The sequence below is a fragment of the Mycobacterium sp. PSTR-4-N genome, from assembly GCF_022348085.1.
In the GTDB taxonomy this organism is placed as follows: Bacteria; Actinomycetota; Actinomycetes; order Mycobacteriales; family Mycobacteriaceae; genus Mycobacterium.
In genome coordinates, this window is record NZ_JAKRFN010000010.1 from 34605 (window position 1) to 56570 (window position 21966).

Consider the following 21966-nt stretch of genomic DNA (forward strand, 5'->3'; position numbering starts at 1 on the left):
TTGCGGACTGAGACGACCCGGACATGCGGCGTGACTCCTTCAGTGTTCTGCGGCAGATGCATGGGAATGCAACCGAAGGAAAACGATACGCATTCCGGTCGCGACTTTCTCGCCACCCTCTGCCCGTCACCAACGATCTGGTCTGCTGCGATGGCGTTCGACTTGACGTTCGAACACTGGCACTATTAGAACACGTTCTAGTGGGAAGCACGGGGTTCTCACCCAAAGCCTAGGAGTCACGGTGTCGGCAACGATCAGCGACGAGCAGTCCGCGGCACGCGAACTCGTCCGTGACTGGGCAGCGGGTTCGACGTCGCTGGAGGCGGTCCGCGACGTGGAGCACGGCTCGACCGACGCCTGGCGCGCACCCTTCGATGCGCTGGCTGCCTTGGGCATGTTCGGGGTGGCGCTTCCCGAAGACCTCGGCGGCGCCGACGGCACGATCGCCGACCTCTGCGCGATGCTCGAGGAAGCCGCCGCCGGTCTGATCCCGGGTCCGGTGGCCACCACCGCCCTGGCCACGCTCCTGCTCGACGGTGCCCACCGCGAACTCGTCGAAGCGCTGGCCGCCGGAGCGCGCACGGCCGGTGTCGCGGTGCGCGCGGAGCTGACGCTGACGGGTGACACGGTGTCGGGCACCGCCCCGACCGTGCTGGGCGCGACCGCTGACGGCGTGCTTCTGCTCCCTGCCGGTGACGTGTGGGTGCTGGTCGATGCGACCGCGGCCGGAGTCGTCGTCGAAGCCCGCAAGGCCACGGACTTCTCCCGCCCGCTGGCCCGGGTGACTCTCGACGGGGCGCCCGCCACGGTGCTCGCGTGTTCCCCACAACGTGTGGTGGACCTCGCGGCGACCGTGGCGGCGGCCGAGGCCGCCGGAGTGGCGCGCTGGCTGCTGACGACGGCGACCGAGTACGCGAAGGTGCGCGAGCAGTTCGGCAAGCCGATCGGCAGCTTCCAGGCGATCAAGCACATGTGCGCCGAGATGCTGTTGCGCAGCGAGCAGGCCTCGGTGGCCGCCGCCGACGCCGCCCGCGCGGCAAGCGAATCCGACGACCAGCAGCTGTCGATCGCCGCGGCGCTGGCCGCGTCGGTGGGTATCGAGGCAGCCACGGCCAACGCCAAGGACTGCATCCAGGTGCTGGGCGGTATCGGCATCACCTGGGAGCACGACGCGCACCTGTACCTACGGCGCGCCTACGGCATCGGGCAGTTCCTGGGCGGCCGGTCTCACTGGTTGCGCCGGGTCGCCGCGCTCACGCAGCAGGGGGTGCGCCGCGAACTGCACGTCGACCTCGCCTCGGTGGCCGATCTGCGACCCGAGATCGCTTCTGCGGTAGCCGAAGTCGCCGCTGCACCGCAAGACCGTCGGCAGGTCGTGATGGCCGAGACGGGCCTGCTGGCACCGCACTGGCCGCGCCCGCACGGCCGCGACGCGGGCCCGGCCGAGCAGCTGCTCATCGACTCCGAGCTGGCAGCCGCCGGCATCACCCGCCCGGATCTGGTGATCGGGTGGTGGGCGGTCCCGACGATCCTCGAGCACGGCAGCGCCGAGCAGATCGAGCAGTTCGTCCCGCCGACGCTGCGCGGCGACCTGCAATGGTGTCAGCTGTTCAGCGAGCCGGGCGCCGGCTCGGATCTGGCCGCGCTTCGCACCAAAGCTGTTCGTGCCGAAGGCGGTTGGAAGCTCACCGGACAGAAGGTGTGGACCTCGGCGGCGCAGAAGGCGCACTGGGGTGTGTGTCTGGCGAGAACGGACCCCGACGCGCCGAAACACAAGGGCATCACGTACTTCCTGATCGACATGACCAGCCCCGGCATCGTGATCCGTCCGCTGCGTGAGATCACCGGCGACGAACTGTTCAACGAGGTGTTCCTCGACGACGTGTTCGTGCCCGACGAGATGGTGGTGGGTGCGGTCAACGACGGGTGGAAGCTGGCGCGCACCACGCTGGCCAACGAGCGGGTCGCGATGGCCCAGGGCACCGCGCTGGGCAACCCGATGGAAGAGCTGCTGCGCGCGCTGTCAGAGGCGGATGTCGATGACGCGCAACAGGATCGGCTCGGTGAGCTGATCTGCACCGCCCAGGTGGGCTCGCTGCTGGATCAGCGCATCGCGCAGCTCGCGGTCGGTGGCCGGGACCCCGGCCCGCAGGCCAGCGCCCGCAAGCTCATCGGTGTGCGGTACCGCCAGGCGCTCGCGGAATTCCGCATGGAGCTTTCCGACGGTGCCGGTGCGGTGGAGAACCAGCAGGTGCACGACTTCTTGAACACGCGGTGCCTGACCATCGCCGGAGGCACGGAGCAGATCCTGCTGACGATGGCGGGCGAGCGGCTGCTCGGGCTGCCGCGCTAGCCGAAGCGGGTCTGCGCGCAAGCGGTCGGCGTGGTCAGGTTGACCCCGCTGTAGACCACCTGGATCTGCGAGCACGCGATGAAGTCGGCGCCCGTGGCCGGTAAGCCGTTCTGCCACTGCGTGGGTACCGAGTCCCCGTCGGAGGTGAACCGTGCGATATCGCCACCGCCGAAATAGGTGATCGACAGCTCGACGTCGTTGAGCGAGCGGTACATCTTGGACAGCACGTTCTGGTGGTTGGCGCCCTTGAGTTCGCGCGGATTGCCCGACGGCGCGCTGTACCACGCCTGCTGCCACACGTCGCGGTCCGAACTGCGCAACGTGACGGTCTGACGCGCCCAGGTGTCGCCGGGGAACCCGGTGGGCCCGCTCGGGGTGAGCAGGCTCGCGGTGGTGGTGAAGAAGCACCGGTTCTGGCCCGCGTCACAGTTGGCCGAGACCTGCATCTGGATGGACGTGGCGGGGTCGACGGCGATCGAACTGGTCTTGGTGTCCGATGCGGCGGACGCCGTCGCCGGCTGCATCAGGGCCGCCATCGCCAGGGTCGTCGCACCTACCACCGCGAGCCGCTTCATTCTGGCGAACCTAGCGCGCGGCTCACTCGTCATAGGTCACTTCGACCGAATCCGAGAGCGGATGCGCCTGACACGCCAGGATCAGGCCCTCGTCGAGATCCTGTTGTTCGAGCACATCGTTGACCTCCATCTCGGTGTCACCCGATTTCTTGACCACCGCGCAGGCGCCGCAATGCCCCTCTCGGCAGGAGAACGGTGCGTCGAGCCCCTTGTCCAGCAGCACGTCGAGCAACTTCGCGCGCCGTGGCCAGCTCAGTTCGTGGGTGGTGCCGTCGAGGGTCACCACCGCGGTCGCGGGGCCCTCGTCCCCGTCGTCGGTGTCGTCGAGGACGACCGCGGCGAACGGATCGGAGTCCAGGGACTTGAACACCTCGATGTGCACGCGCTCGGGTGCCGAGCCGCACGCGTTCAACGCCTCCTGGGCGGCGGCCATGAACGGGCCGGGCCCGCAGAGGAACGCTTCGCGGTCGCGGTAGGGCGCGAGCAGCGCCGTCAGTGCGGCCGTGGTGGGCAGCCCCTGCACGGACTCGAGCCAGTGCACCGTCGTCAACCGGTCGGGGTGTGCGGCCGCGAGCTCGCGCAGCGCGGCGGCGAAGATCACCGAGTCCTGGTCGCGATTGGCGTAGACGAGCGTGACGCGGCCGCGGCCCTGATTCAACGCGGACTTCAAGATGGCCATCATCGGCGTGATGCCGCTGCCCGCGGCCAGCAGCAGGAAGTCTGTGTCGAGGTCGGCGGGCACGAAGGTGCCGGACGGGGCCAGCACGTGCATGCGCATGCCGGGGTGAACGTTGTCGCAGAGCCAATTGGAGGCGTAGCCGTCGACGGTGCGCTTGACGGTGACGGTGAGGGGGTCTCCGGTGTGCGGTGAGCTGCACAGCGAGTAGCAGCGGGCCACCGAGCCGGTCTTGTCGCTGGGCACACGCAGGGTCAGGAACTGACCGGGCGAGTACCGCAGCTTGTCAGCGGGCACCCCGTCGGTCGCGGTGAACACCAACGAGCGGGCGTCGGCCGTCTCGTCGATCACCTTCGCGATCTCCAGCTCGAGCACGTGCGCACCCAATGGCTCGTCGGTCACAGGCGGCTCTCTCTTCCACACCGTCGGGGGCTGATAACTAGAACAGGTTACAGAAACGCATGTCCGCTGGTCCAGCCACCACAGGACACCGCTACTCGACACAAATCGTAACGTGTTCTAATCTTTGTGCAGGTCCCTACTCCTGGGAAGGCTCAACCAGTGACGTCCATTGAACAGCGCGACGTGCAGTCCGTTCTCGCCGGCATCGACGATCTCCTGCCGCGCATCGCCAAGCGGGCCGCGGCCGCCGAGGAGCTGCGCCGCCTGCCCGACGACACCGTCGCCGAGCTCGACGAGGTCGGCTTCTTCAAGCTGCTGCAGCCCGAGCAGTGGGGAGGCCTGCAGTGCGACCCGACGGTGTTCTACGAGGCCGTGCGCCGCATCGCGAGCGCCTGCGGCTCGACGGGCTGGGTGAGCTCGATCATCGGCGTGCACAACTGGCATCTCGCGCTGTTCGATCAGCAGGCCCAGGAAGACGTGTGGGGCGACGATCCCACGGTCCGGGTCTCCTCGTCCTACGCCCCGATGGGGGCAGGAACCGTCGTCGATGGCGGCTACCTGGTCAGCGGCGCGTGGCAGTGGTCCTCCGGCTGCGACCACGCGACGTGGGCGTTCCTGGGCGGCCCGGTGATCAAGGACGGGCGCCCGGTCGACTTCGGCAGCTTCCTGATCCCGCGCTCCGACTACCGCATCGACGATGTGTGGAACGTGGTGGGACTCAAGGCCACCGGCAGCAACACCGTCGTCGTCAAGGACGTGTTCGTCCCGCGGCACCGGTTCCTGTCGTACAAGGCGATGAACGACGGCACGGCCGGCGGCTACGAGACCAACTCCGCGCCGGTCTACAAGATGCCGTGGGGCACCATGCATCCGACGACGATCAGCGCGCCGATCATGGGTATGGCCTATGGCGCGTACGACGCTCACGTCGAGCACCAGGGCAAGCGGGTGCGCGCCGCGTTCGCCGGCGAGAAGTCCAAAGAGGATCCGTTCGCCAAGATCCGGATCGCCGAGGCGGCCAGCGACATCGACGCCGGCTGGCGGCAGCTGATCGGCAATGTCGGCGAGGAGTACGGGCTGCTGCAGTCGGGTCAGGAGATCCCGTTCTCGCTGCGCGCGCGTGCCCGCCGCGACCAGGTGCGCGCCACCAAGCGCGCCATCGAGTCGATCGATCTGCTCTTCGAGGCCTCGGGTGCGACGGCGCTGAACTCTGATCAGCCGGTGCAGCGGTTCTGGCGGGATGCGCACGCCGGGCGGGTGCACGCGGCCAACGAGCCCGAGCGCGCCTACCTGATCTTCGGCAACGATGCGTTCGGTCTCCCACCCCAGGACACGATGGTCTAGTGACGTCGTTCGCCGCCGAAGCTGCTCAGCAGCAGGAGATCACGTTCGAATCCACCTCGCGCTACGCGCAGGTGAGAGACGACATGCGGTTGCACTACCACGAGGCGGGTGACCCGGCCTCGCCGACGGTGGTGCTGCTGCACGGGGGAGGGCCGGGTGCGTCGAGCTGGTCGAACTTCAGCCGCAACATCGGCGTGCTGGCCCAGCATTTCCATGTGCTCGCGGTCGATCAGCCCGGTTACGGGCACTCCGACAAGCACACCGAGCACGAGCAGTACAACCGCTACAGCGCGACCGCACTGCTCGGGTTGTTCGATCATCTGGACATCGAACGTGCTGCGCTGGTGGGCAATTCGCTCGGCGGCGGAACCGCGGTGCGGTTCGCGCTGGACAATCCCAAGCGCGCGGGCCGCCTGGTGCTGATGGGGCCGGGTGGGCTGAGCGTCAACCTGTTCGCCCCGGACCCCACCGAGGGTGTGAAGCTGCTGGGCCGTTTCGCCAACGATCCGACGCGGGAGAACATCGAGAGGTTCCTGCGCATCATGGTCTTCGATCAGTCGCTGATCACCCCGGAGCTGGTCGAGGAGCGGTTCCAGATCGCCAGCACCCCGGAGTCGCTGGCTGCCACCAAGGCGATGGGAAAGTCGTTCGCGGGTGCGGACTTCGAGCTCGGCATGATGTGGCGCGACGTGTACAAGCTGCGCCAGCCGGTGCTGTTGATCTGGGGCCGCGAGGACCGCGTCAATCCGCTCGACGGTGCGCTGGTGGCGCTCAAGCAGATCCCGCGCGTGCAGCTACATGTGTTCGGGCAGTGCGGCCACTGGGCGCAGCTGGAGAAGTTCGACGAATTCAACAAGCTGACCATCGATTTCCTCGGAGGGTGACGTCGTGACGATCCGTTCACTCGGATACCTGCGTATCGAGAGCACCGATGTCGCCGCGTGGCGGGAGTACGGGCTCAAGGTGCTCGGCATGGTGGAGGGCAACGGTCCCACCGAAGGTGCGCTCTACCTGCGGATGGACGAGTTCCCCGCTCGGCTCGTCATCGTCCCCGGTGAGCACGACCGGCTCATGGTCTCCGGCTGGGAGACCGCGAACGCCGCAGCGCTGCAGGAGGTTCGGCAGCGACTCGACGTACAGGGGGTGCCCTACAAGGAGGGCACCGCCTCCGAACTCGCCGAGCGCCGCGTCGACGAGATGATCACGTTCGACGATCCGTCCGGGAACACACTCGAGGTGTTCCACGGTGTCGCGTTGGAGCACCGCCGCGTGGTGAGCCCGTACGGGCACAAGTTCGTCACCGAGGAGCAGGGGCTCGGGCACGTCGTGCTCACCACCCGTGACGACGTCGAGACGCTGCACTTCTACCGTGACGTGCTCGGCTTCAGCCTGCGCGACTCGATGAAGCTACCGCCGCAGCTGGTCGGCCGGCCCGCCGACGGCGCGCCGGCGTGGTTGCGCTTCCTCGGGGTGAACCCCCGCCACCACAGCTTGGCGTTCATGCCCGGCGAAACCCCCAGTGGCATCGTGCATCTGATGGTCGAGGTGGAGAACGCCGACGACGTCGGCCTCTGCCTGGACCGGGCGTTGCGCCGTAAGGTCAAGATGTCGGCGACCCTCGGCCGGCACGTCAACGACAAGATGCTGTCGTTCTACATGAAGACACCGGGCGGGTTCGACATCGAATTCGGTTGCGAGGGCCTCGAAGTCGACGATCACAGCTGGGTGGCGCGGGAAAGCACCGCGGTCTCGCTGTGGGGGCACGACTTCAGCGTGGGCTTCAAGTAGCGGTGTCCGGCGCACCGATCGACCCGCGCACGTTCCGCAATGTGCTGGGGCAGTTCTGCACCGGCATCACCGTGATAACAACCGTGCACGAGGACGTCCCGGTGGGGTTCGCCTGCCAGTCCTTCGCCGCGTTGTCGTTGGACCCGCCGCTGGTGCTGTTCTGCCCGACCAAAGTGAGCCGGTCCTGGCAGGCGATCGAGGCGAGCGGCCGGTTCTGCGTGAACATCCTGCACGAGAACCAGAAGCCGGTGTCGGCGCGCTTCGGGTCGCGGGAGCCGGACAAGTTCGCCGAGATCGACTGGTCGCGCTCGCCGCTGGGGTCGCCGATCATCGACGGCACGCTGGCCCACATCGACTGCACGGTGGCCTCGGTGCACGACGGTGGCGACCATTTCGTGGTGTTCGGGGCGGTGCATTCGCTGTCCGACGTGCCCAGAACCAAGCCGCGGCCGCTGCTGTTCTACCAGGGCCAGTACACGGGCATCGAGCCCGACAAGACGACCCCGGCCGATTGGCGCAACGACCTCGAGGCGTTCCTGACCGCGACCACCGACGACACCTGGCTCTGATCACGCCGAATCACACGGCTGTCATTCATCCCCAATGTGGATAACCCTGGGGATGAACGCGCGGCTTGTCAGTCGCCCTCCGCGAGAGCGGCCGCGCCGATCGCCACGAACAGCCCCGCGCCGGCCGCGACCCCGAGCAACGTTCCTCGCGGCGCCCCGGCGCGCACGGCGAGCGCCGTTGCGGCGATGTCCGCGCTGTCGATGACGATCCCCGCGCCCAGGACTGCGCGGCGAACCGACGCGTCGGGGTGGCGCAGTCCTGCCGCCAGCAGAAGATCCCGGATACCGAAGAGGCGCGATATCAACCCGGTACTGCCGTCGGCGGGCATCGCTCCCAGCAGGAACGTCCGCCAGGCGTGACGTGGACTGATCCAGGAGAACGCTCCGGCGAAGGCCCGGAGCACTGCCATGGCGGTCGTGGCACGGTGCGCGGTCGACTGTGTTGTGGGTGATGACATGTTGCTCCTCAGCGTTTGTAGTGGTTACTACAAACTCTAGATTGTAGTAACCACTACGATCAAGGCCGATGGGCCACAAATATTCTCGCGACGAGATCCTCGAGGGGGCGGTGCGGACCGCGGTCGAGCACGGCCTCAGTTCCCTGTCGTTCGGACGGCTGGCGAGACACCTGGGGACGAGCGACCGCGTCATCGTCTACTACTTCCCGACGAAGAACGCTCTGGTCACCGATGTCCTGGTGGCCATCGGTATCCGGCTGCAGAGCGTCCTCGCGGACGCGTTCCCGGCGACCGCCGAGGACCACCGGCAGATGGCCACCGCGGCGTACCCGGCACTGGCCGACCCTGCGGTGGATCCGCTGTTCGCGGTGTACTTCGAGGCGTGTGGCCTCGCCGCGGCGCGCGTTGCCCCGTTCCACGAGGTCGCGCCGCAGCTCATGACGGCGTGGGTCGGGTGGCTGGCCGACTTCTTCACAGGTCCCCGGGCGCGGCGCACGCGCGAAGCGGAAGCGACCTTGGCGCTGATCGACGGGCTCCTGCTGATGCGTCACCTGGCCGGCCCGCGGGCCGCGGACCGGGCGGCGGAAGCGCTGGGCCTATAGCACCACGCCGAGCAGGGCGTCGTGCTGCGCGCTCATCTGCGCTTTGATCGCCTCGATGACGGCAGCCACCTCGGGCCGGCGCCGTGTCTCCGGCCTGGCGACCAGCCAATAGGCCAACCGGACCGACACGGTCTCGGACAGCACCCGGATCAGATCGCCGTGCCGGTCGGCCATGAAACACGGCAGCAGCCCGAGACCCGCCGCCGCCCTGGTGGCCTCGACGTGGACGAACACATTGGTGGAGGTCACCGATTCGCGCATCGCGGGGGCGAAGCTGGTCGCCAGGTCCAGATCGTCGACCTGCAGCATGGAGTCGATGAAGTAGACCAGCGGAAAGCGCTGTAGATCGGCCACATCCGCCGGCGATCCGTGCTCGGCGAGGTAGTCGCGCGATCCGTAGAGGCCCAGGCAGTAGTCGCCCAACCGCTGGGCGGTGGCGCGGTGCACGCGAGGTTCGCTGCCGGGTTCTGCCACCACGACTTCGAGGTCGAGTCCTGAGCGCTGCTGGGTGGCGCGCCGGGTCGCGGCGACGATCTCGACCGCGACGTCGGGGTGCCTGCGCTGCACCGCCGCGGCGGCGGGCGCGGCGATGTAGGCGGAGAACCCGTCGGTGGCCGACAGTCGGACGACGCCTTCGAGCACACGGTTGCCCGCGGCGTCGGCGGTGAGTGAGCGTACGGCCGACTCGACCGCCTCGGCTGCCGCGAGGGCGTCGCGACCCAGCTCGGTGAGTTCCCAGCCGCCGGCCACTCGCGCAAGCACCCGTCCGCCCATCGCCTGCTCCAGAGCGGTGATGCGACGGCTGATCGTGGTGTGGTTGAGGCCGAGTTCCTCTGCCGCGGTGGTGTATCGACCGGTGCGTCCGACGGCGAGGAGAACGAGCAGATCGTCGGCGCTGGGGCGGCGGACGGGCGAGGACATTTCTGCATTTTCGCAGATCCGGCGTGCGGTTTTGGCCATTGCTGCGGTGGGTAGCTGCAGGAATACTCATTGAGGTCTGTGGTGGGCATCACAACAAAGGGGTGTGAATTGAGTACGCAACAGGGCGACGGGTCGGTCACGACCGGTCTCAAGCGCGTCGTCGCCGCATCGATGGCCGGCACCGTCGTGGAGTGGTACGAGTTCTTTCTCTACGCCACCGCCGCGACGCTGGTGTTCAACAAAGTGTTCTTCGCCGAAGGCACGAGTGAGGCCGCGGGACTGATCGCGGCATTGCTGACCTACGCGGTCGGCTTCGTCGCCCGTCCGCTGGGCGGGGTGGTGTTCGGGCACTTCGGCGACAAGCACGGCCGCAAGAAGCTGCTCCAGTTCGCGATCCTGCTCGTCGGCGTGGCGACGTTCCTGATGGGCTGCCTGCCCACGTACGCCCAGATCGGGGTGTGGGCACCGATCCTGCTCGTGGTCCTGCGTTTCCTGCAGGGCTTCGCGGTCGGCGGTGAGTGGGGCGGCGCCGTGCTGCTCGTCGCCGAGCACAGTCCGAGCAAGGACCGCGCGTTCTGGGCCAGCTGGCCGCAGGCCGCAGTGCCCGTCGGCAACATGCTGGCGACCGTGGTTCTGCTGGTGCTCACCGGCACGCTGTCCGATGCGGCCTTCCTGTCGTGGGGCTGGCGAGTGGCGTTCTGGCTCTCGGCAGTGGTCGTGCTGATCGGCTATTACATCCGCACCAAGGTCACCGACGCACCGATCTTCGTGGAGGCGCAGCAGGAGGTGGAGCGGGTCAAGTCCGTGTCCTACGGCGTGGTCGAGGTGCTGAAGCGTTACCCCCGTGGGGTGTTCACGGCGATGGGGCTGCGGTTCGCCGAGAACATCATGTACTACCTCGTCGTCACGTTCTCGATCGTCTACCTCAAGACCCACGTCGGCGCCGACACCAGCGACATCCTGTGGTGGCTGCTCGCGGCGCACTTCGTGCACTTCCTGGTCATCCCGCAGGTCGGCCGGCTCTCGGACCGGTTCGGTCGTCGCCCGGTGTACATCACCGGTGCCGTGCTGGCCGCGACGTGGGGGTTCTTCGCCTTCCCGATGATGAACAGCGGCAGCTACCTGCTGATCATGGCCGCGATCATCCTCGGCCTGATGATCCACTCGCTGATGTACGCGCCTCAGCCGGCGATCATGGCCGAGATGTTCCCGACCCGGATGCGCTACTCGGGGGTGTCGCTCGGCTACCAGGTGACCTCGATCGTGGCCGGCTCGCTGGCGCCGGCGATCGCGACCTGGCTGCTCGACGACTTCGGGACCTGGGTGCCGATCGCGGTGTACCTCGCCGGCGCCGCCGTCATCACGCTGATCGCCGCCTGGTTCACCCGCGAGACGAGGGGCCTGGACCTCGAGACGCTCGACGAGGCCGACCGTGAACAGCTCGCCAAGACCGGCGTCGCGTGAGTGGGCACGGCATGAGCGAGCTGGGTGGCCGCACCGCGCTGGTGACCGGCGGGGCCAGCGGGATCGGCGCCGCGTGCGCACGCGAACTCGCCTCTCGTGGGGCGTCGGTCACGGTCGCCGACATCGACGACGTGGGTGCCAAGGCGCTGGCCCAGGAGATCGGCGGGACGGCCTGGTCGCTGGACCTGTCGGATGTCGCCGCGCTGGAGGACCTACAGCTCGAGGTCGACATCCTGGTCAACAACGCCGGCATCCAGAGCATCAGCGAGATCGCCGAGTTCCCCCCTGACCGCTTCCGCGCGATGCTGGCGTTAATGGTGGAGGCGCCGTTCCTGTTGATCCGGGCGGCGCTACCGCACATGTACCGCGAGGGCTACGGGCGCGTCATCAACATCTCGTCCATTCACGGGCTGCGGGCGTCGCCGTTCAAGGTGGCCTACGTGACGGCCAAGCACGCGCTCGAGGGGCTGTCCAAGGTGACCGCACTCGAAGGCGGCCCGCACGGCGTCACCAGCAATTGCGTCAACCCGGGCTACGTGCGGACCCCGTTGGTGACCAAGCAGATCGCCGATCAGGCGCGAACGCATAACATCGCCGAGGATCAGGTCATCACGGACATCCTCCTCAAGGAGAGTGCGGTGAAGCGGCTGGTCGAGCCCGAGGAGGTGAGTGCATTGGTGGCGTGGCTTGCGACACCTGCGGCGGGGATGGTGACCGGCGCGTCGTACACGATGGACGGTGGATGGAGCGCTCGGTGACGGCGACGACCGACGCGCCGCAGTGGGTGCCCTCCGACGACGACGTCGCCCACGCCCGGGTCACCGATTTCGCGCGCTTCGCCGAGCGGCGGACGGGTGGCATCTACCCGGACTACCACGCGCTGTGGCAGTGGTCGATCGATGACCTCGAGGGGTTCTGGTCGACGCTGTGGGACTACTTCGACCTCGGTGAGCGTGGACCGACGGTGCTCGAAGACGCGGAGATGCCTGGCGCGCAATGGTTTCGCGGAACCACGTGCAACTACGTCGACGCGGTCGTCCGCAATGCCCGCGCAGACCGGCCCGCGATCATCTCGGTCAGCGAGAACGGCGCCGATCGCGAGATGTCGTGGGCGGAGATGCTCGGCCGCGCCGCGGCGTTCGCCGACAAGCTGCGCGCCACCGGTGTAGCGGCCGGTGACCGGGTGGTCGGCTACCTGCCCAACATCGCCGAGGCGGTGATCGCGTTCCTCGCGACGGCGAGCATCGGCGCGGTGTGGAGTGCGTGTGGTCAGGACTATTCGGCGAAGGCAGCGTTGGATCGGCTCGGCCAACTCGAACCCACGGTGCTCGTCGCCGCCGACGGCTATCACTTCGCCGGCAAGTACCGCGACAAGCGTGCGGACGTCGCGGCGCTGCGGGACGGGATGCCCACGCTGAGGGCGACGTTCACGCTCGCTGATCTCGACGAGGTGAGCTCGCACGGCCTCGACAGTGTCGCCGTGCCGTTCGACCATCCGCTGTGGGTCCTGTTCTCCTCGGGCACCACGGGATTGCCGAAGGGCATCGTGCACGGCCATGGCGGCGTCGTCGTCGAACATCTCAAAGCTGTTGCGCTGCAATCCGATATCGGACCCACCGACACCTTCTTCTGGTACACCAGCCCGAGCTGGATGATGTGGAATTTCCAGGTCGCCGGGCTGCTGGTCGGTGCGACGATCGTCTGCTACGACGGTAGCCCGAGCGCACCGGAGCCCGACGCACTGTGGGCCATCGCGGCTCGCGTCGGCGCCACGGTGCTGGGCACCAGCCCCGGCTACGTACTCGGCTGCATCAAGGCCGATGCCCGTCCTGCGGTCACCCATGATCTCTCCGCGCTGCGCAGCATCGGGATCACCGGCTCGTCGCTGCCCGCGTCGTCGTCCCTGTGGTTGGCCGACAACGTCGGCGTGCAGATCGCGTCGATCAGCGGAGGCACCGATGTGGTGTCGGCCTTCATCGGCGGCGTGCGCACTGTTGCCGTCTGGCCCGGCGAGCTGTCGGCGCCGTTTCTCGGCGTCGCGCTCGACGCCTGGGACGAGTCGGGTCACCCGGTCCGCGGCGAGGTCGGCGAGCTCGTCATCACCAAGCCGATGCCGTCGATGCCGATCGCGTTCTGGCACGATCCCGATCAAAGCCGTTACCGCGACGCCTATTTCGACACTTACCCGGGTGTGTGGCGGCACGGTGACTGGATCACGATCACCGAGCACGGCAGCGTCATCGTGCACGGCCGCTCCGATTCCACCCTGAACCGGCACGGCATCCGGATGGGGAGTGCCGACATCTACCAGGCTGTCGAGCGCCTCCCCGAGATCGCCGAGGCGCTGGTGATCGGGGCCGAACAGCCCGACGGCGGTTACTGGATGCCGCTGTTCGTGGTTCTCGCCGGGGGAATCGAGCTCGATGATGCGCTGCGACAACGCATCAACGAAGCCATCCGCACCGAGGTCTCGCCCCGTCACGTGCCCGACGAGATCATCGTCGCGCCGGGTGTGCCGCACACCCGCACCGGCAAGAAGCTCGAGGTCCCGATCAAGAAACTGTTCCAGGGCCGCGATGCCGCCACCGTCGTCGATCGCAGTGCCGTCGACGATCCCGATCTGCTCGACTGGTACGTCACGCAACGTCGCGCCTGACCAAGTCGATCGCGAGGATTCCCTCGACCACGCTGTAGCGGCGGGCCGTCGGTGGTCCGGGTAGTGGTGGTGCGGTGGAGTGGTAGGTCGCGCCGGTGGGGGTTCGGTAGGTGGCGGTGTGGCGGCCCTCGGTCTGGGTGGTGGTGACGGTCCAGTCGGGGGCTTCTTTGGCGTAGTTGCAGGCTTCGCAGGCACCCAACCCGTTGAGCGCGGAGGTGAGTCCGCTGTGGCGGGCGGGGACTGCGTGGTCGTGGTGGCGGATGGGGGCGTCGCAGTAGGGGGTGCGACACGTCTGATCCCGTAGCCCGATGAACGCCGCCAACCCTGTCGGGAAGATCCGGGCACGCGATTCCATCGCGACCAGCTGCCCCGATGTGGGGTGGCGGTAGAGCCGCCGCAGCGTGGCTTTCGCCGTCTCATCAGCCACCGCATCCGACACCAGGTCACGCACCACCGCGGCGGGCACGGGACCGTACCCGTCGACCCAGCCGGGGCTGTCGTCGTCGCCGAAGAGGGTGGTGTCGGCCATGACGAGGTTCACCGCGATCGGCGCCGGCGTCTCGGCCGGGCGGGCGGTGACCCTTTGGTAGAGGGTGTCGGTCATGATCTGTCCGCGCGGGCGCCCGTCCCCGCACAGGTCAGCCTCACGCTTCAAGGCGGCATACACCCCGATGCCCTGCGAGAGCGGCATCAGCGCAGTCAGCTGCACCATGCCGTTCGGCGCGGGCCGCATCGACACCCGCGCAGACGCCGCCGCGCGTTCCTTGCGCTCCACCACCGCGGCAGCATCCAGGCGCGCTGCGATCGCGGCGGCGGCAGCCTCGATCCGGGCATTGCCCAACCCCACCAGCGCTTGCTGGTCAGCGCACAGCTCGGCATCCAACGTGCGCCGGTCCTCGACCATCAGGCAAGCGGACTGCTTCACGATCAGGGTGGCCCGCCACTCGGTCAACACCCCGGCGGCCAGCGCGGCCAAAGTGTGGGGCATCTCGTGCACCAAGGCGTGGGCGAAGCCCAGATGCCGACCGCCATGGGCCGGCGAATCAGACCGGGCCAACGCCACTTCGGAGGCCAACCCGCGCCCCCGCTTCGCGGCCGGCATCCCTGCCTCGGTCTCGGCCACTCGGCGTTTCTCCGCCCACAGCGCGGTGGCACGGGCCTGCACCGCGGCCGCCTGAGCTTTCACACGTTCGCAGCGTGCCACGACATCACGCAGCTCAGCCTCCGAGGCCGACTGGTCGATATCGAACACCTGTGCGAACATGCCACCGACGCTACACCGACCCTCCGACAGATCCCGGATCGGCCAACACCGGCGCGAACGCGAGCTCGGCCGCGCCGATCACGACCGTCTCGCCACCCAGCGTCGCCGGCACGATCCGCACGAGATCGCGAGGCCCGCCCATGCTGCGGCGGCTCAACTCTTCCCGGAGGATCGCGCCGGCGTACGCGGGGAAGGCGCGCAGAAAACCACCCAGGACCACCAGTCTGGGGTTCAGCATGTTGATGGCGTTGCCCAGCGCGATCGCCAGCGACCGGGCCTGGCGTTGTAAGACATCACGTTCGGCATCGGTCGGACATGGTTGCGCGTCGCCGGGTTCGACGCGTTCCGATTCGGCGATCAGCCGTGCCAGCGGCGCCTGGGTCACTTCGGTCTCCAGGCATCCGGTGCTGCCGCAGTGACAGGGTGCCGCTCCACCGACGAACGTGTGTCCCAATTCCCCCGCATAACCGGCGACGCCCTGGAGAAGGCCACCGGCGACCACGAATCCGGCGCCGATGCCCGTTGTTCCGCCGTTGACGTAGATGAGGTGATCGGCGCCGTGATGTCGGCCGAAAAGATGTTCCGCGATAGCTCCGGCGTTGGCGTCGTTGGCGGCATAGACCGGTAAACCCGTTGCTGCACTGAGTAGTTCGCCGATCTTGACGTCGTGCCAGTCGAGATTGGGCGCGAGTTGCACCGTCGATTCCGGGCTGTGCACCAAACCCGGCACCGCGACACCGATTGCGGTGAGTGCGCTGGTTTCGGGCAGCGTGCGGGCGATTCGTTGCACGATCTCGGCGGCCACCGACACGGCCTCATCGGGCGTCGGCACGCTCTCGGTCGGGCACCGGACCACCTCCAGTACGGTGCCGCCCATTGCGACCACGCCGATGGTGACCGCGTCGACCTCCGGGATGACGGTCGCTGCCACGACCCGCCGCCCCGGGCGGACGATGGGGCTCGGCCTGCCCACTTGAGAGACCGGCGCGGCCGGCAGCTCCTCGGCCAGACCTCGCGCCACCAACTCTTCGACCAGATCCTTGATGGTCGACCGGGACAACGCCGTGCGGCGGGTCAGTTCGGCGCGGCTCAGCGCGCCGTGGCGGTGCACCAGAGTCAGCACGTTCGACAGGTTTCGACGCCGCACACCGTCGGCGCCCGCACCAGACCGCGGGGATGTCACGGGTCACCTCCAGGCCTTGACAGTGGTACAGAGCACATCTTATGTTCGCGCAGAGAACAAACTACAGCTTTCGGAGGGCTTTCGACATGACCTTGGTGGAGTCCGGCACCGAAACCACCCAGAACCTCACCCCGACACCGGCGGACAAATTCTCCTTCGGGCTCTGGACCGTTGGCTGGACGGCCGGCGATCCGTTCGGCGTCGCGACCCGCCCCTCGCTGGATGTGGTCGAGGCGGTCGAGCGACTCGCAGCACTCGGCGCGTACGGGTTGACGTTCCACGACGACGACCTCTTCCCGTTCGGCAGTTCCGATGCCGAGCGTCGACGGATGATCGAGCGGCTCACCTCAGCGCTGTCGGCGACAGGCATGACGGTGCCGATGGTGACGACGAATCTGTTCAGCCAGCCGGTGTTCAAGGACGGGGGATTCACCAGCAACGACCGCGGCGTGCGTCGTTTCGCGCTGCGCAAGGTGTTGCGCAACCTCGATCTGGCCGCCGAACTCGGGGCACAGACCTTCGTGCTGTGGGGTGGGCGTGAAGGCAGCGAATACGATTCCGCCAAAGACGTCCACGCTGCCTTCGAGCGTTGCCGCGAGGCACTGAACCTGCTGTGCGAGTACGTCATCGACCAGAACATCGAGATCCGGTTCGCCATCGAACCCAAGCCGAACGAGCCGCGCGGCGACATCCTGCTCCCGACGGTCGGACATGCGCTCGCGTTCATCGACACACTCGCTCACCCGCAGATGGTGGGAGTCAACCCGGAGGTGGGTCACGAACAGATGGCCGGCCTGAACTTCGTGCACGGCATCGGTCAGGCGCTCTACAGTGGCAAGCTGTTCCACATCGACCTCAACGGGCAGCGCGGCATCAAGTTCGACCAGGATCTGGTGTTCGGCCACGGGGATCTCGCCAACGCGTTCGCTCTGGTCGACCTCCTCGAGCACGGCGGTGTCGACGGTGGCGCCGCCTACACCGGTCCGCGCCACTTCGACTACAAGCCCAGCCGCACCGAGGACGTCGACGGGGTCTGGGAATCGGCGGCTGCGAACATGCGCATGTACCTGTTGCTCAAAGAACGCGCGGCGGCCTTCCGGGCGGATCCCGCGGTGGCCGAGGCGATGTCGCAGGCAAAGGTCGCCGAACTCCGGACGCCGACGCTCGATCCCGGCGAAACATACGCCGACCTGCTGGCCGACCGGTCGGCGTACGAGGAGTTCGACGCCGACTCCTACTTCGGCGCAAAGGGATTCGGCTTCGTCAGGTTGAACCAGCTGGCCCTGGAGCACCTGATGGGCGCCCGCTGACACTCTGGACGCGACGTGTATCACGTTATAAGTTGCCCACGATAACAAAACTGCACCGGAGGCGAATCCCGTGAAACGATCGAGCACTCTGCTGTCCGCCCTTCTCGCCACCACGGTGGTGGCGGCCACCCTCAGCGCCTGCAGCAGCTCCGACTCCGGAGGGGACAACGCGCAGGCCGGCGCCGGCAAGATCGGCGTCATCCTGCCCGACACGAAGTCCTCGGTCCGGTGGGAATCCAAGGATCGGCCGGCGCTGGAGACGGCCTTCAAAGAAGCCGGGGTGCCGTACAACATCCAGAATGCCGAGGGCTCGGCCGATCAGATGGCCACCATCGCCGACGGCATGATCGCCGACGGGGTCACCGTCCTGGCCATCGTGAACCTCGACTCAGACAGCGGCGCCTCCATCCAGCAGAAGGCGGCCGCCCAGGGCGTGAAGACCATCGATTACGACCGCCTCACCCTCGGTGGTTCCGCCGACGCCTACGTCTCGTTCGACAACACCAAAGTCGGTGAGCTGCAAGGCCAGGGGTTGGTCGACTGCCTCGGCGGCAAGCCGGCCAACGTGGTGTTCCTCAACGGCTCGCCGACCGACAACAACGCGACGCTGTTCTCCTCCGGTGCGCATTCGGTGATCGATGCGACACCGACCATCACCAACGTCGGCGAACAGGCCGTCCCCGACTGGGACAACGACAAGGCGGTCACCATCTTCGAGCAGCTCTACACCGCCGCCGGCGGAAAGGTCGACGGCGTGTACGCCGCGAACGACGGCCTCGCCGGTTCGGTGATCTCGATCCTGGACAAGAACAAGCGGGCCGGACAGGTGCCGGTCACCGGACAGGACGCCACGGTCGAAGGGCTGCAGAACATCCTCGCCGGGACACAGTGCATGACGGTGTACAAGTCCGCGACCGAGGAGGCGGGAGCATTGGCGAAGGCGGCGATCGCCTTGGCCAACGGGCAGACGCCGGAGACCAACAGCACCTCACGCGACGATCAGGGCAACCGAGACGTGCCATCGGTGCTGCTGACTCCGAAGTCGATCACCAAGGACAACGTCGACGTCGTGTTCACCGACGGCGGCCAGTCCAAGGACGAGGTGTGCGCGGGCCAGTTCGCGGCGATGTGCTCGGCGGCAGGAGTCTGAGCACCCATGGATGACAGGCTCTCGGCCAGCGAGCCCATCCTCGAATTGCGCGGCGTCAACAAGAGTTTCGGCGTCGTCCATGTGTTGCACGACATCGACTTCCGCGTGTATCCCGGGCAGGTCACCGCCCTCGTGGGGGACAACGGTGCCGGGAAGTCGACGTTGGTCAAGGCGATCGCCGGAATACACCCCATCGACAGCGGCACCTATCTGTTCGGCGGGAGTCCGGTCACCGTGCACGGACCCACCGATGTGTCGGCGCTCGGGGTGGAGGTGGTGTACCAGGATCTCGCGCTGTGCGACAACCTCGACATCGTCGAGAACATGTTCCTGGGCCGGGAACTCACCACGCGCGGCATGCTCGACGAGGCACGGATGGAGACGATGGCGCGCGACGCGCTCACCTCGCTGTCGGTGCGGACGGTCGCTTCGGTGCGGCAGACGGTGTCGAGTCTGTCGGGTGGTCAACGGCAGACCGTCGCGATCGCGAAGTCGGTGCTGTGGAAGTCGAAAGTCGTTCTGCTGGACGAGCCCACCGCCGCACTCGGGGTCGCGCAGACCCAGCAGGTGATCGAGTTGGTGCGTCGGCTCGCCGACCAGGGTGTGGGAGTCGTGCTGATCTCCCACAATCTGGCCGACGTGTTCTCGGTGGCCGACCGGATCTGCGCGCTGTACCTCGGCCGGGTCGCCGCCGACGTGAAGGCCGGCGACGTCACCCACGGTCAGGTGGTCGAGCTGATCACCGCCGGCCGGTCGGGCTCCCTCGGACTGGCCCCGGTCGACGCCTCCGAAACCCTGTGACACCCGGGAAGGACACCCCCACCATGGCGACAGTCACCGGCGCCACCGCGCACTCGGACTTCGCGATCGACGCACGCTCCGACGCAGGTTTCGCGGATGCGGTGCGCTCCTACGTGCGCCGGGTCCGCGGCGGTGACATGGGTTCACTGCCTGCGGTTCTCGGCTTGATCGTGCTCTTCGTGGTGTTCGGGTTCGCCAACGACCGGTTCATGTCGGCGCTGAACCTGGCCAACCTCGTCACCCAGGCCGGGGCCATCTGCGTGCTGGCGATGGGTCTGGTGTTCGTGCTGCTGCTCGGCGACATCGACCTGTCCGCCGGCGTCGCCGGTGGGGTGTCGGCGTGCGTGATGGCGTTGACGATGGTCGATCTGCGCTGGCCGTGGTGGGCGGCGGTGCTCGCCGGCATCGCGTCCGGCGCGGTGATCGGTCTGTGTATCGGTGTGCTGCGGGCCAAGCTCGGAATCCCGTCGTTCGTGGTCACGTTGGCGTTCTTCCTCGGACTACAGGGCGTGACGCTCAAGCTCATCGGTGAGGGCGGATCGGTGCGGGTCGACGATCCGGTGATCCGCGGGCTGACCATCAGCAATCTGGCGGTGCCGGTGGGGTGGACGATCGCCGGTCTGGTCGTGGTGGGTTTTGCCGTGCTGGAGGTCGTGCAGTACCGGCGCAAGCGCGCCCTGAACCTGGCGCATGCGCCGTCCGGTGTGGTCGCGGCGCGCATCGCAGCCGTCGCGGCTGTGGTGCTCGGCGTGACGTTCGTGATGAGCGTCAACCGCAGCGTCAACCCCAACGTGCAGATCCGGGGCGTGCCCTACGTTCTTCCGCTGATCGTGGTGCTGTTGATCGTCATGACGTTCGTGCTGCAGCGCACGTCGTACGGCAGGCATGTCTACGCCGTGGGCGGCAACGCGGAAGCCGCTCGCCGCGCAGGCATTTCAGTCAACCGCATCCGCGTGTCCGTGTTCGTCGTGGCGTCGTCCATGGCGGCGCTCAGCGGCATCATCGCCGCGTCCTACGCCGGTAAGGTGTCGGCGTCCTCGGGTGCTGGCAACACGCTGTTGTACGCAGTGGGTGCGGCGGTCATCGGCGGCACCTCGCTGTTCGGTGGGCGCGGTCGCGCGGTCGACGCGGTGATCGGCGGTGTGGTGGTGGCGACCATCGCCAACGGGCTCGGCCTGCTCAACCAGTCGTCCTACATCAACTTCCTGGTCACCGGCGGTGTGCTGCTGCTCGCGGCGAGCGTGGACGCGATCTCGCGGCGGCGTCGCTCGTCGACCGGGCTCGGCTGAGCGTCACCGCAGCCACGCGCCGATGCGGCGCAGCGCCTCGGAGATGTCGGCGGACGGTCCGGCGAAGGACAGCCGCACCGACGCTCCTCCCCGCACCGTGTCGAAGTCGACCCCCGGCGCGATCGCGACGCCGGTGTCCGACAGCAGCGTCGAGCAGAAGCGCAGCGAATCCGTGGTCACGTGGGAGACGTCGGCGTAGACGTAGAACGCGCCGTCTGCGGGTGCGAGGCGGTCGATTCCGAGCCCGCGCAGACCGTCGAGCAGCAATGTGCGATTGGCGCCGTAGCCGTCGAGCAACGCCTCCGCCTCGGCGATGGAGTCCTCGGTGAACGCGGCGACGGCAGCCAGCTGGGGGAGTACCGGCGGGCAGATGGTGAAGTTCCCCGTCAGCCGGTCCACCGCCCTGCGTAACTCCTCCGGCACCAGCAGCCACCCCAACCGCCATCCGGTCATCGCGAAGTACTTCGAAAAACTGTTCACCACAACGGCTTCGCGTGATGTCTCCCATGCACAGCTGGTATCGGGGGCCCCGGGGTAGACCAGGCCGTGGTACACCTCGTCACTGATCAAGCGCACACCGGACTCGGCGCACCACGCCGCGATCGCCGCGAGTTCGGCAGGCGGGATCACGGTCCCGGTGGGGTTTGCCGGGCTCGCCACGATGACGCCGGCCACGGGTGGGTCGAGGTTCGTGAGCATGTCCAGGGTCGGCTGGAAGCGGGTGTCGGGTCCACAGGGCAACTCCACGACGTCGCAGCCGAGCGCGGTCAGGATGTTGCGGTAGCAGGGGTAGCCGGGACTGGCGATCGCGACCCGGTCGCTGGCGTCGAAGCAGGCCAAGAACGCCAGCAGGAACCCACCCGAGGAGCCGGTGGTGATCACGACGTCGTCGGGGTCGACAGCCAGGCCGTGCCGATGGTCGTAGGTCGCGGCGATCGCAGCACGCAACTCGGGGATGCCGAGGGCGACGCTGTATCCGAGGCGGTTGTCGTGCAGTGCTGCGATGGCGGCATCGCGGACTGCGGCCGGGGCGCCCGCGCTGGGCTGACCGGCGGACAGGTTGACCAGATCTCCGTGCGTGCGTTGCCGCTCCGCCGCGGCGAGCCAGACATCCATCACATAGAACGGGGGGATGCCGGACCGCAGCGAAACGCTCATGCA

At 67.8% G+C, this 21966-nt stretch carries 20 protein-coding genes; 13 read left to right on the forward strand and 7 right to left on the reverse strand.

The genetic code is table 11. The annotated features are described in order from the left end of the window. The first annotated feature begins 241 nt into the window (after window positions 1-241). A complete protein-coding gene (locus MHN84_RS15295; RefSeq protein ID WP_241205387.1) occupies window positions 242-2353 on the forward strand; it encodes an acyl-CoA dehydrogenase in 2112 nt (703 codons plus the stop codon). On the opposite strand, the gene MHN84_RS15300 is transcribed toward MHN84_RS15295, so the two are convergent. Next, entirely contained in the window at window positions 2350-2928 is a 579-nt protein-coding gene (locus MHN84_RS15300; RefSeq protein WP_241205388.1) for a hypothetical protein, read from the reverse strand. The two genes, MHN84_RS15295 and MHN84_RS15300, sit on opposite strands and share 4 nt — an antisense overlap. 22 nt (window positions 2929-2950) lie before the next feature. Continuing rightward, entirely contained in the window at window positions 2951-4006 is a 1056-nt protein-coding gene (locus tag MHN84_RS15305) for a ferredoxin--NADP reductase (protein ID WP_241205389.1), read from the reverse strand. A gap of 159 nt (window positions 4007-4165) precedes the next feature. Here MHN84_RS15305 and hsaA point away from each other — a divergent pair, with 159 nt between their 5' ends. From hsaA to hsaB, 4 genes are read left to right on the forward strand one after another with little or no spacing between them, the layout of a single operon-like run. Beyond that, window positions 4166-5350: a 3-hydroxy-9,10-secoandrosta-1,3,5(10)-triene-9,17-dione monooxygenase oxygenase subunit gene (gene hsaA / locus MHN84_RS15310; RefSeq protein WP_241205390.1), complete on the forward strand. Its 1185-nt coding sequence runs from the start codon at window positions 4166-4168 to the stop codon at window positions 5348-5350. Continuing rightward, complete coding sequence (hsaD, locus tag MHN84_RS15315; protein WP_241205391.1) at window positions 5350-6234, forward strand: 4,5:9,10-diseco-3-hydroxy-5,9,17-trioxoandrosta-1(10),2-diene-4-oate hydrolase; 885 nt, start codon at window positions 5350-5352, stop codon at window positions 6232-6234. The genes hsaA and hsaD overlap by 1 nt, the downstream gene beginning before the upstream one ends. Before the next feature lie 4 nt (window positions 6235-6238). Further along, window positions 6239-7138, forward strand: a complete 900-nt coding sequence (hsaC, locus tag MHN84_RS15320; RefSeq protein WP_241205392.1) for an iron-dependent extradiol dioxygenase HsaC — start codon at window positions 6239-6241, stop codon at window positions 7136-7138. Between the two features lie 2 nt (window positions 7139-7140). Further along, a complete protein-coding gene (gene hsaB / locus MHN84_RS15325) occupies window positions 7141-7707 on the forward strand; it encodes a 3-hydroxy-9,10-secoandrosta-1,3,5(10)-triene-9,17-dione monooxygenase reductase subunit (protein WP_241205393.1) in 567 nt (188 codons plus the stop codon). A 68-nt stretch (window positions 7708-7775) separates the two neighbouring features. On the opposite strand, the gene MHN84_RS15330 is transcribed toward hsaB, so the two are convergent. Further along, window positions 7776-8117, reverse strand: a complete 342-nt coding sequence (locus tag MHN84_RS15330) for a hypothetical protein (RefSeq protein ID WP_241205394.1) — start codon at window positions 8115-8117, stop codon at window positions 7776-7778. Window positions 8118-8233: 116 nt separating this feature from the next. On the opposite strand from MHN84_RS15330, the gene MHN84_RS15335 reads away from it, so the two are divergent. Further along, a complete protein-coding gene (locus tag MHN84_RS15335) occupies window positions 8234-8767 on the forward strand; it encodes a TetR/AcrR family transcriptional regulator (protein ID WP_241205395.1) in 534 nt (177 codons plus the stop codon). On the opposite strand, the gene MHN84_RS15340 is transcribed toward MHN84_RS15335, so the two are convergent. After that, on the reverse strand, window positions 8762-9727 hold the full coding sequence (locus MHN84_RS15340) for a LysR family transcriptional regulator (RefSeq protein ID WP_374238374.1): 966 nt from the start codon (window positions 9725-9727) through the stop codon (window positions 8762-8764). The two genes, MHN84_RS15335 and MHN84_RS15340, sit on opposite strands and share 6 nt — an antisense overlap. Window positions 9728-9859: 132 nt before the next feature. Between MHN84_RS15340 and MHN84_RS15345 the strand changes: the two genes are divergently transcribed. Genes MHN84_RS15345 through MHN84_RS15355 form a run of 3 tightly spaced genes read left to right on the forward strand, consistent with a single transcriptional unit; the run spans window position 9860 to window position 13808 of the window. Further along, window positions 9860-11152, forward strand: coding sequence for an MFS transporter (locus tag MHN84_RS15345; protein ID WP_241205494.1), 1293 nt, complete (start codon window positions 9860-9862; stop codon window positions 11150-11152). An 11-nt stretch (window positions 11153-11163) separates the two neighbouring features. Further along, a complete protein-coding gene (locus tag MHN84_RS15350; protein ID WP_241205397.1) occupies window positions 11164-11910 on the forward strand; it encodes a 3-hydroxybutyrate dehydrogenase in 747 nt (248 codons plus the stop codon). Beyond that, window positions 11895-13808 carry an acetoacetate--CoA ligase gene (locus MHN84_RS15355; protein WP_241205398.1) on the forward strand — a complete coding sequence of 638 codons (1914 nt, stop codon included), beginning with the start codon at window positions 11895-11897 and terminating at the stop codon, window positions 13806-13808. The genes MHN84_RS15350 and MHN84_RS15355 overlap by 16 nt, the downstream gene beginning before the upstream one ends. Here the strand turns inward: MHN84_RS15355 and MHN84_RS15360 are convergent. Together MHN84_RS15360 and MHN84_RS15365 are read right to left on the reverse strand one after the other, a co-directional pair. Further along, window positions 13789-15072, reverse strand: a complete 1284-nt coding sequence (locus MHN84_RS15360; protein ID WP_241205399.1) for a DUF222 domain-containing protein — start codon at window positions 15070-15072, stop codon at window positions 13789-13791. The genes MHN84_RS15355 and MHN84_RS15360 overlap by 20 nt on opposite strands. Before the next feature lie 10 nt (window positions 15073-15082). After that, window positions 15083-16255 carry an ROK family transcriptional regulator gene (locus MHN84_RS15365; protein ID WP_241205400.1) on the reverse strand — a complete coding sequence of 391 codons (1173 nt, stop codon included), beginning with the start codon at window positions 16253-16255 and terminating at the stop codon, window positions 15083-15085. An 86-nt stretch (window positions 16256-16341) separates the two neighbouring features. On the opposite strand from MHN84_RS15365, the gene xylA reads away from it, so the two are divergent. The 4 genes from xylA (at window position 16342) to MHN84_RS15385 (ending at window position 20805) form a co-directional block, all read left to right on the forward strand. Beyond that, window positions 16342-17565: a xylose isomerase gene (gene xylA / locus MHN84_RS15370; protein WP_241205401.1), complete on the forward strand. Its 1224-nt coding sequence runs from the start codon at window positions 16342-16344 to the stop codon at window positions 17563-17565. A 70-nt stretch (window positions 17566-17635) separates the two neighbouring features. Next, the gene (locus MHN84_RS15375) at window positions 17636-18715 is read left to right on the forward strand and encodes a sugar ABC transporter substrate-binding protein (protein ID WP_241205402.1); all 1080 of its coding nucleotides are present in this window, start codon (window positions 17636-17638) and stop codon (window positions 18713-18715) included. A 6-nt stretch (window positions 18716-18721) separates the two neighbouring features. Continuing rightward, window positions 18722-19516 carry an ATP-binding cassette domain-containing protein gene (locus tag MHN84_RS15380; protein WP_241205403.1) on the forward strand — a complete coding sequence of 265 codons (795 nt, stop codon included), beginning with the start codon at window positions 18722-18724 and terminating at the stop codon, window positions 19514-19516. A gap of 23 nt (window positions 19517-19539) precedes the next feature. Beyond that, the gene (locus MHN84_RS15385; RefSeq protein ID WP_241205404.1) at window positions 19540-20805 is read left to right on the forward strand and encodes an ABC transporter permease; all 1266 of its coding nucleotides are present in this window, start codon (window positions 19540-19542) and stop codon (window positions 20803-20805) included. A 3-nt stretch (window positions 20806-20808) separates the two neighbouring features. Here MHN84_RS15385 and MHN84_RS15390 read toward each other — a convergent pair whose 3' ends face one another. Then, window positions 20809-21963 (reverse strand): pyridoxal phosphate-dependent aminotransferase, encoded by a 1155-nt coding sequence (locus MHN84_RS15390; RefSeq protein ID WP_241205405.1) that lies wholly within the window; start codon window positions 21961-21963, stop codon window positions 20809-20811. Between the last annotated feature and the right edge of the window lie 3 nt (window positions 21964-21966).

Bases quoted from the DNA above. Each gene is read 5' to 3' on its own strand.
- MHN84_RS15300 (WP_241205388.1), bottom strand. From the start codon at position 2,928: ATGAAGCGGCTCGCGGTGGTAGGTGCGACGACCCTGGCGATGGCGGCC.
- MHN84_RS15340 (WP_374238374.1), bottom strand. From the start codon at position 9,727: ATGGCCAAAACCGCACGCCGGATCTGCGAAAATGCAGAAATGTCCTCG.
- MHN84_RS15330 (WP_241205394.1), bottom strand. From the start codon at position 8,117: ATGGCAGTGCTCCGGGCCTTCGCCGGAGCGTTCTCCTGGATCAGTCCA.
- MHN84_RS15360 (WP_241205399.1), bottom strand. From the start codon at position 15,072: ATGTTCGCACAGGTGTTCGATATCGACCAGTCGGCCTCGGAGGCTGAG.
- xylA (WP_241205401.1), top strand. From the start codon at position 16,342: ATGACCTTGGTGGAGTCCGGCACCGAAACCACCCAGAACCTCACCCCG.
- MHN84_RS15350 (WP_241205397.1), top strand. From the start codon at position 11,164: ATGAGCGAGCTGGGTGGCCGCACCGCGCTGGTGACCGGCGGGGCCAGC.
- MHN84_RS15385 (WP_241205404.1), top strand. From the start codon at position 19,540: ATGGCGACAGTCACCGGCGCCACCGCGCACTCGGACTTCGCGATCGAC.
- MHN84_RS15390 (WP_241205405.1), bottom strand. From the start codon at position 21,963: ATGAGCGTTTCGCTGCGGTCCGGCATCCCCCCGTTCTATGTGATGGAT.
- MHN84_RS15335 (WP_241205395.1), top strand. From the start codon at position 8,234: ATGGGCCACAAATATTCTCGCGACGAGATCCTCGAGGGGGCGGTGCGG.
- MHN84_RS15345 (WP_241205494.1), top strand. From the start codon at position 9,860: ATGGCCGGCACCGTCGTGGAGTGGTACGAGTTCTTTCTCTACGCCACC.
- MHN84_RS15380 (WP_241205403.1), top strand. From the start codon at position 18,722: ATGGATGACAGGCTCTCGGCCAGCGAGCCCATCCTCGAATTGCGCGGC.
- MHN84_RS15355 (WP_241205398.1), top strand. From the start codon at position 11,895: ATGGAGCGCTCGGTGACGGCGACGACCGACGCGCCGCAGTGGGTGCCC.